The sequence below is a fragment of the Microlunatus parietis genome (genome assembly GCF_013407955.1).
GTDB classification, from domain to species: Bacteria; Actinomycetota; Actinomycetes; order Propionibacteriales; family Propionibacteriaceae; genus Microlunatus; species Microlunatus parietis.
Map to the genome: position 1 here is coordinate 452,773 of NZ_JACCBU010000001.1, position 12,848 is coordinate 465,620.

The following is a 12,848-nucleotide window of genomic DNA, read 5'->3' on the forward strand; positions in this document are numbered from 1 at the left end:
AAACCCTATCGGGTCATGATCGACTGACGGTGGGCCGCAACTCCTCCTCGGCGGGTCGCCAGCTGTCCGGGTCGGCCGGACCTTGATCACCGGTGCGGACGTCCTTCACCTCGCCGCCCTCCAGCCCGCCGAACCAGACGTACGGAATGCCACGCCGGTCCGCGTGCCGGATCTGCTTACCGAACTTGTCCGCCTTCGGCGCCACCTCGGTGGAGATGCCGCGCCGCCGCAGCCGTTCCGCAACGGCGATCGCGGTGTCCCGGCTCTCCTCGTTGTCGACCGCGACCAAGATCACCGTCGGCACCGAACGGGACGCCGTGATCTTGCCCTCGGCGAGCAGCGGGACCAGCAGCCGGGTCACGCCGATCGACAGCCCGACGCCCGGATAGCTGGTCCGGCCGTCACTGGCCAGCGACTCATACCGGCCGCCGGAGGAGATCGAGCCCAGGTTCGGATAGCCGACCAGCTCGGTCTCGTAGACGGTGCCGGTGTAGTAGTCGAGGCCCCGGGCGATCTTGAGATCGGCGACCAGCCGGCCCGGCACGTAGCGGCTCGCGGTGCGCACCACCTCGGCCAGCCGTTCCACGCCCAGCTCGAGTTGATCATGCTTCACGCCGAGCTCGGCGACCCGGTCGGCGAACGACTCGTCGGCGGTGTTGATCTGCGCCAGCCGGAGGCAGGAGTCGGCCTGGGCCGCGGACAGCCCGGCCTCGCCGGTGAGCAGGTCGCGGACGGCGTCGGGGCCGATCTTGTCCAGCTTGTCGACGATCCGGAGTACGTCCGTCGGGTCCTCGATGTCCAGTCCCCGATAGAAGCCCTGGGCCAACCGGCGATCGCTGACCCGCATCAGCACCGGCGGCAGACCAAGATCATCGTGCAGCCGCTCCAGGGCGGCCAACGTCACCAGGGCCACCTCGACGTCGTGGTGCGCGGCGAGCTCGCCGGTGTCGACGATGTCGATGTCGGCCTGGGTGAACTCGCGGTAGCGGCCCTCCTGCGGACGCTCGCCCCGCCACACCTTCTGGATCTGGTAGCGGCGGAACGGGAACTGCAGGGTGTGCGCGTACTCGAGGACGTACCGGGCGAACGGAACGGTCAGGTCGAAGTGCAGCCCGAGGTCGGCCTTGGCCTCCGGCGGCGCGGACAGCCGGCGGACCGCGTACACCTCCTTGTCGATCTCGCCGCCCTTGGCCAGCCGGTCGATCGGCTCCACCGACCGGGTCTCGACGGAGCCGAACCCGTGCAGCTCGAACGTCTCCCGCAGCCGATCCAGGACGCTTTGCTCAACGATCCGCTGGTCCGGGGTGAACTCGGGATACCCGGACAGCGGTTTGGGGCGGCTCACGTGTGTTCTCCTTGCTCCTTCTCCTGCCGCAGGTGGTCCGGCTGCAGGTACGGGTTCGTGGCGCGTTCCCGCGCCATCGTCGTCTGGGACCCGTGGCCGGGCAGCACCGCCGCGGAATCCGGCAGTCCGATCACCGTGGTCCGCAGGGTTTCCAGCATCCTGGTTGGGTTCCCGCGGGGCAAATCAGTTCTTCCGATCGAGCCGGCGAACAGGACGTCGCCGCTGAAGATCACCTCGCTGAATCCCTCGTCGTCGTACGGGAGCCGGAGCAGGGACGAGCCGGGCGTGTGACCCGGCGCCGCGACGTGGGTGAACTCGAGCCCGGCCAGCGTCAGCCGGTCCCCGTCGGCGAGGGTCTCGACCCGCTCCGGTTCGGCGAACTCGGTCCGGTAGCCGGAGTCGGCGAGCATCCGGTCCACGCCCGGCGGCATCGCGGCGAACGGGTCGGCCAGCAGGTCCCGGTCGGCGCCGTTGATCCAGCACGGCACCTGGTAGGAGTCGGCCAGGTCGGCGATGGCGTACGTGTGATCGAGGTGGCCGTGGCTGGCCAGGACCGCGACCGGCCGCAGCTCGTGCTCGGCGACGACGGACCGTACGCCCTCCGCGGCGTCGACCCCGGGATCGATGATGACGCACTCCGCGCCGGCCGCCGCGGCGACCAGATAGCAGTTGGCCTGCCAGGGGCCGGCCGGGAAGGATGCGATCAACACATCCGCGACACTATCGGGCAGGATGGATCCATGAGCCCCGACGCTGACCCTGCTTCTTTCGGACGAGTCGACGCCGACGGCACCGTGTATGTCCGCACCGCGACCGGCGAGCGCAGCGTCGGCCAGGTGCCCGACGTCGCCCCCGCCGAGGCGCTGCAGTTCTTCGTCCGCCGTTTCACCGCGCTCGAACTCGAAGTGTCCCTGCTGGAACGGCGGATCGCCTCCGGTGCACTGTCCCCCGACGACGCCGCGGGATCGATCAAGACCGTACGGACCGCGGTGACCGACGCCAATGCCGTCGGCGACCTGGACAGCCTGCTGAACCGGCTGAAGGCGCTGGAACCGGTGCTGGACGAGCGTCGTGCGGAACGTCGGGCGGAGAAGGCCAAGCAGCAGGAAGAGGCCCGCGCCGCCAAGGAGAAGTGCGTCGCGGAGGCCGAGCGGCTGGCCGCCAGCAACGACTGGCGCGGCGGCGTGAACCGGTTCCGGTCCCTGCTGGACGAGTGGAAGAAGCTGCCCCGGCTGGACCGGACCACCGACGGCGAGTTGTGGCACCGGTTCTCCTCGGCCCGGACCACGTACACGCGGCGGCGGAAGGCTCACTTTGCCGAGCAGGCCGAGCAGCGCGAGTCGGCCCGGGTGATCAAGGAACGGCTGGTCAAGGCCGCCGAGGCGCTCGCGGACTCGACCGAATGGGGCGACACCACCCGCGAGCTGCGCGGGCTGATGACCGAGTGGAAGGCGGCCGGTCCGGCGCCGCGCGAGATCGACGACGCCTTGTGGAAGCAGTTCCGCGCCGCCCAGGACCACTTCTTCGAGGCCAAGCAGGCGGCCTTCGCGGCGCAGGACAGCGAATACCGGGAGAACCAGGTGAAGAAGGAGGAGCTGCTGGTCGAGGCCGAGCGGCTGCTCCCGATCACCGACCTGGCCGCCGCCCGGGCGGCCTACCGCGACATCCTCGACCGGTGGGCGGAGATCGGCAAGGTGCCGCGGGAGGCGATGCGGTCCCTGGACGGCCGCCTGCGAGCGGTCGAGTCCGCGATCCGGCAGGCCGAGGACGACAAGTGGCGGCGAACCAACCCCGAGACCCGGGCCCGCGCGGAGGACACCGCGGCCAAGCTCGAGGCGCAGATCAACGAGCTCGAGGCCAAGGCCGCCAAGGCGGAAGCACGGGGCGACGCCCGGGCGGCACGGGATGCGGCCAACTCGGCTGAGACGTACCGGCAGTGGTTGGAGCAGGCCCGCCGAGCCGCGAGCGACTACAGCGGTTGATCATGGTCGCGACGTGACCGCCGGTCTCAGTTACCCCGAGGTCGGCGCGACCCGAGGTGTCCTGCCACCCGGCTACCACCACATCACGCGGTCGGCCGCGATCGGCCGCGGCGCGACAGACTTCCGTCGCGCGGCCGAGCGGGTTCTGAACTGGGAGGTGCAGCGCCGGTCCGGTCTCGCCGTCAGCGCGACCGGTCCCGTCTCCGAAGGTGCGGACGTGATCCTGACCATCGGCCCGCTGAGGGCGCCGGCGCGCGTCGTCTACGTGATCGAGGAGCCGCGCCGGGCCGGCTTCGCTTACGGAACGCTGCCCGGCCACCCGGAATGCGGCGAGGAGTCCTTCGTCGTCGAGCACCTCGTCGACGACACGGTCCAGCTCACCGTCACCGCGTTCTCCCGGCCGGCGACTCTCCTGGCCCGGCTCGGCGGTCCCATCACCCGGCTGGTCCAGCGAGTGATCACGGACCGCTACCTCCGCGTCCTGTCGCAGAGTTGACGACAGTTCGCGAACCCTCCACTTTCCAACGGTGGAAGGGAAACTATCGTCAGATCCGCGACATCCAGTCCGCGGCGCGCACCCCGATCGGGTGCGGCGGTTGGCCCGCTGAGATCGAAACCCCGCCCCTTCCGCCTACCCGGCCCGCACTTCCCGCCCACCGTGTCCGCCCACCCGGCTTACCGCATCCGCCCGGCCCCCAGCTCCCAGCCCTACGCGTCCGCGCGGCCCGCACCTCCCGGCCCAGCGCCTCCGCCCGGCCCGCACCTCCCAACACTTCGCCTCCGCCGACCTCGCACCTGCCGGCCCACTGCCTCCGACCACCCCGCGCTTCCCGGCCAGCGCGTCCGCCCGACCCGCACCTCCCAGCTCTGCGCCTCCGCCCGGACCGCACCTCCCAACACTTCGTATCCGCCGACCCCGCACCTGCCGGCCCACTGCCTCCGCCCACCCCGCACCTCCCGGCCCAGCGCGTCCGCCCGGCCCGCACCTCCCGGCCCAGCGCCTCCGCCCGGACCGCACCTCCCAACACTTCGTATCCGCCGACCCCGCACCTGCCGGCCCACTGCCTCCGACCACCCCGCACCTCCCGGCCCAGCGCCTCCGCCCGACCCGCACCTCCCGGCCCAGCGCCTCCGCCCGGCCCGCACCTCCCGGCCCACCGCGTCCGCCCGCCCGGCACATCCCCGCTCTCCGTATCCGCCTCTTCTTCCTCTGCTGACTGCGCAGCCGGCGGCGAGGCGGAGGAAGCAGGGGGTGCCGAAGGACCGGGACAGTGGGGGGCCGGGCGCAACGAGTGGCGACGGCGTCGGCAAGGCCGGCCGCACCATCGAGTGGCGAGTTATGGACGTGGCCCAGCGGAATTCGCGTCGATAGCTCGCCACTCGAATCGGACCCGCCGCATAACCGGCGAATGGCGCAGAACTGCATCTCGTCGCATCGCAACCGGAACCCGAAGCTCCGTCCGCCCCACTCCCGCCGACCGGGCGCAAAGCCAGGCGTTCTGCCGGCGTTTCGCGGCGCTGCAGCCCAGTCACCGGGAAGCGAAGGAGGGCGAGAAGCGACGATCTCGGCACGGCGGGGGCGCACCATCGAGTGGCGAGTTATCGACGTGATCACAGCAGAATCGCGTCGATATCTCTCCACTCGAATCGGACCCCGCTCGCATGATCGGCAGGTGGATGACGATCATGCTTCGGGGCCGGATCCCCGGTGCCCAGTCAGCGAAAAAGGGGTATCAGGTGAGGGGGAGGTACATCACGTGGAGGCCGACCAGGCCGTGCTCGCGGTGGTCGAAGGCCTCCGGGACGGTGCCGATGATCTTGAAGCCGAGGTCCTGCCAGAGGTGGACGGCGGCGGTGTTGGTCTCGACGACGGCGTTGAACTGGATGCCGTGGAAGCCGTTGCGGCGGTGCCAGTCGATCATGTACGTGGCGAGGGCACGGCCGACACCGCGGCCGCTGCGTTCCGGATCGACCATGAAGCTCGCGGTGCCGATGTGGCTGCCCGGGCCGGGGCGGTTCGGGCCCATCTTGGCGCTGCCCAGCACCGCGCCGTCCTCGACCGCGACCACCGCGTGGTCCGGCGGCGGCTGCAGCCACAGCTCGCGGGCCTGGTCGGAGGTCAGGTCGAGCGGGTAGGCGTAGGTCTCCCGGGCCTGCACGATCGAAGCGAAGAACGGCCAGATCCGGGGCCAGTCCTCGGCCGTGGCGGTACGGAGTTCCACGCGAATCACGCCTCCCGGTGATGGTCGAGGATCCGGCCGAGCAACCGGACCAAGGTCTTCCGCTCGGCCGCGGTGAGCGGCGCGACGAACTCGTCCTGCACCTCGTTCACGAGCCGGTGCAGCTTCCGCAGCCGACGCTTGCCGGCGCCGGTAACGGTCACGACGTTGCGCCGCCGGTCCGCCTCGTCCGGAGCGCGCTCCATGAAGCCGGCCGCCACGAGTTCGTCCAGCGCGGCCACTACGTCGCTCCGGTCGATGCCGGTCCGGCGGCCGAGATCGGCCTGACTCAGCGGGCCCGCCTCGTCGAGGGCCGCCAGCAGCCGGTAGTGGTACGGCCGGGCACCCTCCTCGGCCAGCCGGTCGATCAGCAGCCGGTGGCTGAACAGGGACGCCTGACCGACCAGCCAGCCCGGCATCTCGGCGAGCTGCGCGAACGCGGGCTTCTCGGCAGGACTCATGGCGGGAAGTCTAATCGATTCATTGGTGATCCCCACGAATCTCGACTATCGTTGGTAGAACCAACATTGGTCGCTCCAACAGATGCGGAACTCCATGAAGACGATCGACGTACTCGACTCCTTCCTCGCCTACCGGGAGGCCGGCAGCGGCGGCCCGACCGTGGTCCTGCTGCACGGCAACCCGACCTCCTCCCACATCTGGCGCAACGTCCTGCCGTTGATCGCCGAGCACGCCCGGGTGCTGGCGCCGGACCTGATCGGCATGGGCCAGTCGGGCAAGCCGGCGCTGCAGTACACGTTCGATGATCACGCCCATTACCTGGACGCCTGGTTCGACGCGCTCGGGCTCGACCAGGTGGTGCTGGTCGGCCACGACTGGGGCGGCGCCCTGGCGCTCGACCGAGCGGCGCGGCGGCCCGAGCAGGTCCGCGGGATCGTCCTGCTGGAGACGTTCCTGCGCCCGCTCAGCTGGTCGGACTATCCCCCGCCGGCCGTCGAGCTGTTCCAGGCGCTGCGCACCCCGGGCGTCGGCGAACGGATGGCGATCGACGACAACTGGTTCATCGAATCCGCCTTGCACGCAACGAATCCCGGCATCTCCGACGAGGATCTCGCGGTCTACCGCGCGCCGTACGCGGACCCGGCGAGCCGGCTGCCGCTGCTGCAGTGGGGCCGGTCGCATCCGGTGGACGGCGAGCCGGCCGATGTGTACGCGCGGGTGCTGGCGTACGACCGCTGGCTGGCCGACAGCCCCGAGGTGCCGAAGCTGCTGCTGACGGCTGAACCGGGCACCTTGGTCTCCCCCGCGATCGTCGACTGGGCACGCGCCAACGTCGCGTCGCTCGACGTACAGAGCATCGGGGCCGCCGGCCACCACGCACCCGAGGACCAGCCGGCCGCGATCGCGTCAGCCATCTCCGGCTGGCTCGTCAGCTCCGCTGCGACTCGCCGCTGAAACGGCTCGGCTCGCTTCCCATCGCGAGAGGCGAGCCGACCCACGGGTGTCGAGCCCTGCCCCAGGTCCGAGACCAACCTCTTGATCGACCGGTCACCAACGCAGCGACACGCCGCCAAAACACCTGCTTTTGTGCCCGGTCGGCGGGCTGTTATTGGTTGATGCGGTAGACGTCGTAGACCGACGGGACGCCGCGGACGCCGCGGAGGACGTGGTCCAGGTGCGTCGGATCCGCGGTCTCGAATGTGAAGCGGGCCTTGCAGATCCGATCCTTCGTCGTGGACAGGGTGGCCGACATGATGTTGACGTGCTGGTCGGACAGTGCGCGGGTGATGTCGGAGAGCAGCCGGTTCCGGTCCAGTGCCTCGACCTGGATCGCGACCAGGAACGAGCTCTTCGCGGTCGGCGCCCAGCTGACCTGGACCAGCCGTTCCGGCTCGGTGCGCAGGCTCGACGTGTTCACGCAGTCGGTCCGGTGCACCGAGACGCCCTGGCCCTTGGTGACGAAGCCGATGATGTCGTCGCCGGGTAGCGGGGTGCAGCACTTGGCGAGCTTCACCAGCAGGTCGCTGGATCCGTCGACGTGGATGCCGCAGTCGTTCGCCGAGGTCGACGGGCGCCGCCGGCGGCCGGTGACGACCTGGTCCTCACCCGCCTCGTCCGCGGCCGCGTCGGCGCCGCCCTCGACGCTGATCAGGCGGTTCAGCACGGCCTGGGCACCCACGGTGCCCTCGCCCACCGCCGCATAGAGCGACGACACGTCGGGCATCTTGAAGAAGCCGGCGACCGCGGTCAGGTGCTCGAAGGTCAGCAGTCGCTGCAGTGGCAGGCCGCCCTTGCGGAGCTGCTTGGCCAGCGCCTCCTTGCCGATCTCGATCGACTCCTCGCGGCGCTCCAGGGTGAAGTGGTGCCGGATCTTGTTCTTCGCCCGCGGGCTCTTGACGAAGGTCAGCCAGTCCCGGCTCGGCCCGGCGCCGGCCGCCTTGGAGGTGAAGATCTCCACCACGTCGCCGTTGGCGAGCACCGACTCCAGCGGCACCAGCCGGCCGTTGACCCGGGCGCCGATCGTCTTGTGCCCGATCTCGGTGTGGATCGCGTACGCGAAGTCGACCGGGGTGGCACCCTGCGGCAGCGAGATCACGTCACCCTTCGGCGTGAACGCGTACACCTCGGTGCTGTTGATCTCGAACCGCAGCGAGTCGAGGAACTCGCTCGGGTCGGCCGTCTCGCGCTGCCAGTCGAGCAACTGGCGGACCCACATCAGGTCGGTGCCGTCGCCCTTGATCTGGTGGCTCGGGCCGCCCTTGCCCTCCTTGTACTTCCAGTGCGCGGCGACGCCGTACTCGGCCCGGCGGTGCATCTCGTCGGTCCGGATCTGCAGCTCCACCGGCTTGCCCTGCGGGCCGAGCACGGTGGTGTGCAGCGACTGGTACATGTTGAACTTCGGCATCGCGATGTAGTCCTTGAACCGCCCGGGCAGGGGGTTCCAGCGGACGTGCATCTGACCCAGCGCGGCATAGCAGTCGCGCACGGTGTCGACCAGGATGCGCAGGCCGACCAGGTCGTAGATGTCGTTGAACTCGCGGCCGCGGACCACCATCTTCTGGTAGATCGAGTAGTAGTGCTTCGGCCGGCCGGTGACCGTGGCCTTGATCTTGGCGCCCTTCAGGTCGGCCTCGACCTGGGCGATCACCTCGGACAGGAACTCGTCGCGGCTCGGCGCGGCCTTCGCGACCAGCCGCACCACCTCGTCGTACACCTTCGGGTGCAGCGTGGCGAAGCAGAGGTCCTCGAGTTCCCACTTGATCGTGTTCATGCCGAGCCGGTGGGCCAGCGGCGCGTAGATCTCGAGCGTCTCGGTCGCCGTCTTGGTCTGCTTGTCCGGCCGGACGTAGTGCAGGGTGCGCATGTTGTGCAGCCGGTCGGCGAGCTTGATCACCAGCACCCGGATGTCGCGGCTCATCGCGATCACCATCTTGCGGATGGTCTCCGACTTCGCCGACTCGCCGTACTTGACCTTGTCCAGCTTCGTCACGCCGTCGACCAGGAGCGCGATCTCCTCGCCGAACTCGCGGCTCAGCTGGGCCAGCGTGTACGGGGTGTCCTCGACCGTGTCGTGCAGCAGTGCCGCGCACAGCGTCGACTCGGTCATGCCGAGCTCGGCCAGGATCGTGGTGACCGCCAGCGGATGGGTGATGTACGGGTCGCCGCTCTTCCGCAGCTGACCGGTGTGCCAGCGTTCGGCCGTCCGGTACGCCCGCGCGACCAGACCCAGATCGGCCTTCGGATGGTTGGCCTTGATCACGGCGAACAACGGGTCCAGCACCGGGGTGGCGCTGCGGCCGCCGCTGCCGAAGCGGGCCAGCCGCTGCCGCATCCGGACCCGCGGCTGCTCCGGTCCGGTGGTCAGCCGGACCGGCACCGCCGGGCTGCCCGGGGCGTGGCCGTTGGCCCCGTTCGAGGTGCCGTTGTTGCCGTTCCCGTTCTGGTCCAGTTCGTCCAGCGGCGGCCGGACCCGGGGGGTCAACGGCGACGGCGGACGCGGGGTGTTGCTGGTGGGGGCCGGTGCCGGCCGGGCGCGCCGAGGCGACGGGCTCGTCTCCGGGCCCGAATCGACGGCCGGGTCAACGGCAATCCGCGGGTCGCTCACGGCGAACACCCCCTCACCAGTTCCTGCCCAAGTCTAGGGGTCGTACCGGACCGGGAGTTCAACCGCTTCGGCTCCCACGCCCGCCACGCCCGAGACTGTTCACGCAGTTGAAACGCTCAGACTGCCCCTTGGCATTCCCTCCTGACAAGTACTCGGCCAGGAACGCCGGGGCTCTCTTGCCCTCGAGCCCGCTTTCGTGCTGTCGGCCACAACGTTCCCTGAGCCTGTCGAAGGGGCAAGGCCAGATCTGGCTCGGCACTTCCGCCTTGCTCAGTGCGCGTCGACGCGGTTCAGACCTCTGGCGCGGGATCCCGGTCGCCGGTCAGCTCGGACTCGGCCCGGCGCACCACGACCACCTGGTCGCCGGTCTGCAGGCTGGCCACGGTCGGGTCGTAGAACCGGCGCAGGGTCTTGTTCCGGACCACCGCGACCACGTGTTCGGTCCGGATGTCGAAGGGTTGCCGGCCCACCTCGTCGGCGGTGACCTGGCGTTCGGCGACCTCGAGGCCTTCCCGCGAGGACAGCATGTCCTCGATCACGGTGCCCAGGTTGGGGCTGACCGCCGAGAGCCCGAGCAGCCGGCCGACCGCCTCCGAGGAGGTGACCACGGCGTCGCCGCCGGACTGCCGGACCAGGGAGGCGTTGTCCTCCTCGCGGACCGCGACGACGACGTGGGCGGACGGGTTCAGCTGCCGTACGGTGAGCGTCACCAGGATCGCCGAGTCGTCCCGGTCCAGCGTGATGATCACCTCGCGGGCCTTGACGATCTCGGCCCGGCGCAGGATGTCCCGCCGGGTGGCGTCACCCTCGATGGCCGCGTAACCGCGCAGGTTCGCATCGTTGATCGCGCTGGCCCGGCCGTCGATGATCACGATCTTCGACGGGTCGCAGCCGCTGTTCTCCAGGGTCTCGACGGCGCTGCGGCCCTTAGTGCCGAAGCCCACGACGACGACATGGTTGCGCATCCGTTTCCTCCACCGTCCGTCCAGGTAGATCCGCCGGCCCTCGGTGGCCAGCACCTGCAGTGTCGTACCGACCAACAACACCAGGAACATGACCCGGAGCGGCGTGATCAGGATCGCGTTGAGCAGGCGCGAGTGTGGTGCGATCGGGGTGATGTCGCCGTAGCCGGTCGTGGTCACGGTGACGGTCGAATAGTAGATCGCGTCGATCAGCGAGACCTGGCCGTCCAGGTTGTCCGTGTAAGCGTCCCGGTCGAACCAGACCAGCGAGACCGAGATCGCCAGCAGGACGGCGGCCAGGATGATCCGCTGAACCAGCTGACGGGCCGGCGACGGCCGGTTGTCGGGCAGGCTGACCATGGCCTGATTGCGCCAGTGGCCACGATTGGACCGGACCCACTTCCGGCCGAACTCCGGCATCAGCGTCCTCCGCGCGAGCCGGGCGACGCGGCCCGGGCGGAAGGCCTCATGCTTCCGGGAAGTTCAGCACGGCCGCGATGTCGGCGACGCCCAGGTGTGCGAGGCGCTTCCGGCCACCCAGGTGGTCCAGCTCGACGAGAACGGTGATGCCGACCAGCTCGGCCCCGGCCTTGCGGACCAGGTCGACCGCCGCGCCGATCGTGCCGCCGGTGGCCAGCACGTCGTCGACCACGAGCACCCGGTCGCCCTCCTTCAGCGCGTCGGCGTGGATGGCGAGGCGTTCCGTGCCGTACTCCAGCTCGTACTCCGTCTCGATGATCTCGGCCGGCAGCTTGCCCGGCTTGCGGGCCGGCACGAACCCGGCCCCCAGCGACAGCGCGACCGGGCTGGCGAACACGAAGCCGCGCGCCTCCACGCCGAGCACCGTGTCGACCTCGGACGGGGACAGCCGCACCATGGCCTCCACCGCCTTGGCGAGGCCGCCCGGCGAGGCGATCAGGGGCGTGATGTCCTTGAACAGGACGCCGGGTGCCGGAAAGTCCGGCACGTCGCGGATCAGCCCCGCCAGCTGTTCCTTGATCTGGTCGGTGACGAGGGTGGTCACGATTTCCTCCGCTGGCTCCTTGGCTTGTTCTGCGGTTGCGGCCGCTTCGCCGCGGCTTCGGACAGCGGCCGGCTCACCCGCGGCGGCGGGCTCGCGGCCGACCCGACCGAGATGGGCATCGAGGACTTCGCCTTCGGGTAGTTCTCGAACTCGGCGTCGTCCTTCGGGTCGCCGACGGAGTCCGGGCTCGCCGGCTCGGCCGGCTTCTTCGAGGCCGGCTCGGCGGTCGTCGCCGCGGCCGCGACCGGAGCCGACGCCTTCTCCTGCTTGGACCGCCGGGCCAGCACCCGGGCGGCCAGCTTCTTCATCTCGGGCTCCCGCTCCTTGAGCTGGGTCAGCAGCGGGGTGGCGATGAAGATCGAGGAGTACGCACCGGAGACCATGCCGACGAACAGGGCCAGCGACAGGTCCTTCAGCGGCCCGACGCCGAGGATGAACGCTCCGGCGAACAGCAGCGCGGCAACCGGCAGGACGCCGATGATCGTCGTATTGATCGACCGGACCAGCACCTGGTTCACGGCCAGGTTCGCGGCCTCGGAGTAGGTGCGGGTGTTGCTCGTCTTGAGGTCGCGGACGTTCTCCCTGACCTTGTCGAAGACCACCACGGTGTCGTACAGCGAATAGCCGAGGATGGTCAGCATGCCGATCAGGGTCGCCGGGGTCACCGTGAACCCGACCAGGGCGTAGATGCCGACGGTCAGGATCAGGTCGTGGATCAGCGCGGCGAGGGCGGTCAGCGACATCTTCCAGTTGCGGAAGTAGACGCCGATCATCAGTGACACGAGGCCGAGGAACACGAACAGCGCGATCACCGCCTGTTGGGTGATCTGCTGGCCCCAGGACGCACCGATCAGGCTGTACGTCACGTCGTCGCCCGGCACGCCGGCCACCTCGCCGATCGCCCGGCGGACCTCCGGCACCTCGGTCTCGGCATCGAGCGTCCGGGTCTGCACCCGGACCGTATTGTCGCCGAGCGTGGTGACCTCGATGTCGTCCAGGTCGGGAACGCCGGAGTCCTGGACGGCCTCGCGTACCTGGTCGACCGTCTGCGCGTTGACCTGCATCCCGACCTGGAAGTCGGCGCCGCCGACGAACTCGATGCCGAGGGTCAGCCCGCGGATCGGGATCGCGGCGAGCGAGACGAGCAGCAGGACGGCGGAGATCAGGTAGAAGATCCGCCGCTTGCCGACGAAGTCGTACGAGACCTCGCCGGTGTACAGCTTGTGGCCGAACTGGGACAGCCTGGACAT

At 69.9% G+C, this 12,848-nt stretch carries 10 protein-coding genes and 1 pseudogene; 3 read left to right on the plus strand and 8 right to left on the minus strand.

What is annotated here, in order from left to right:
- Positions 1-13: 13 nt before the first annotated feature.
- Both hisS and BKA15_RS02235 read right to left on the minus strand, forming a co-directional pair.
- Positions 14-1,345 (minus strand): histidine--tRNA ligase, encoded by a 1,332-nt coding sequence (hisS, locus tag BKA15_RS02230; RefSeq protein ID WP_179747898.1) that lies wholly within the window; start codon positions 1,343-1,345, stop codon positions 14-16.
- Positions 1,342-2,055, minus strand: coding sequence for an MBL fold metallo-hydrolase (locus BKA15_RS02235; RefSeq protein ID WP_179747899.1), 714 nt, complete (start codon positions 2,053-2,055; stop codon positions 1,342-1,344). The genes hisS and BKA15_RS02235 overlap by 4 nt, the downstream gene beginning before the upstream one ends.
- Between BKA15_RS02235 and BKA15_RS02240 the strand changes: the two are divergent.
- A pseudogene (locus BKA15_RS02240) lies at positions 2,015-3,327 on the plus strand (DUF349 domain-containing protein). The gene BKA15_RS02235 and the pseudogene BKA15_RS02240 overlap by 41 nt on opposite strands.
- Positions 3,328-3,340: 13 nt before the next feature.
- Positions 3,341-3,823: a DUF1990 domain-containing protein gene (locus tag BKA15_RS02245; RefSeq protein WP_312878796.1), complete on the plus strand. Its 483-nt coding sequence runs from the start codon at positions 3,341-3,343 to the stop codon at positions 3,821-3,823.
- A gap of 1,237 nt (positions 3,824-5,060) precedes the next feature.
- Here BKA15_RS02245 and BKA15_RS02250 read toward each other — a convergent pair.
- The gene (locus BKA15_RS02250) at positions 5,061-5,549 is read right to left on the minus strand and encodes a GNAT family N-acetyltransferase (protein ID WP_179747902.1); all 489 of its coding nucleotides are present in this window, start codon (positions 5,547-5,549) and stop codon (positions 5,061-5,063) included.
- 5 nt (positions 5,550-5,554) lie between these two features.
- A complete protein-coding gene (locus BKA15_RS02255) occupies positions 5,555-6,007 on the minus strand; it encodes a MarR family winged helix-turn-helix transcriptional regulator (protein WP_179747903.1) in 453 nt (150 codons plus the stop codon).
- Between the two features lie 82 nt (positions 6,008-6,089).
- On the opposite strand from BKA15_RS02255, the gene BKA15_RS02260 reads away from it, so the two are divergent.
- Complete coding sequence (locus tag BKA15_RS02260; protein ID WP_218871024.1) at positions 6,090-6,962, plus strand: haloalkane dehalogenase; 873 nt, start codon at positions 6,090-6,092, stop codon at positions 6,960-6,962.
- Positions 6,963-7,113: 151 nt separating this feature from the next.
- Here the strand turns inward: BKA15_RS02260 and BKA15_RS02265 are convergent, their stop codons facing one another.
- The 4 genes from BKA15_RS02265 to secF form a co-directional block, all read right to left on the minus strand.
- Positions 7,114-9,339, minus strand: coding sequence for a RelA/SpoT family protein (locus BKA15_RS02265; RefSeq protein ID WP_179758180.1), 2,226 nt, complete (start codon positions 9,337-9,339; stop codon positions 7,114-7,116).
- A 563-nt stretch (positions 9,340-9,902) separates the two neighbouring features.
- Positions 9,903-10,994 (minus strand): potassium channel family protein, encoded by a 1,092-nt coding sequence (locus tag BKA15_RS02270; protein ID WP_179747904.1) that lies wholly within the window; start codon positions 10,992-10,994, stop codon positions 9,903-9,905.
- 46 nt (positions 10,995-11,040) lie between these two features.
- Positions 11,041-11,598 (minus strand): adenine phosphoribosyltransferase, encoded by a 558-nt coding sequence (locus tag BKA15_RS02275; protein ID WP_312878797.1) that lies wholly within the window; start codon positions 11,596-11,598, stop codon positions 11,041-11,043.
- A complete protein-coding gene (secF, locus tag BKA15_RS02280) occupies positions 11,595-12,848 on the minus strand; it encodes a protein translocase subunit SecF (protein WP_218871025.1) in 1,254 nt (417 codons plus the stop codon). The genes BKA15_RS02275 and secF overlap by 4 nt, the downstream gene beginning before the upstream one ends.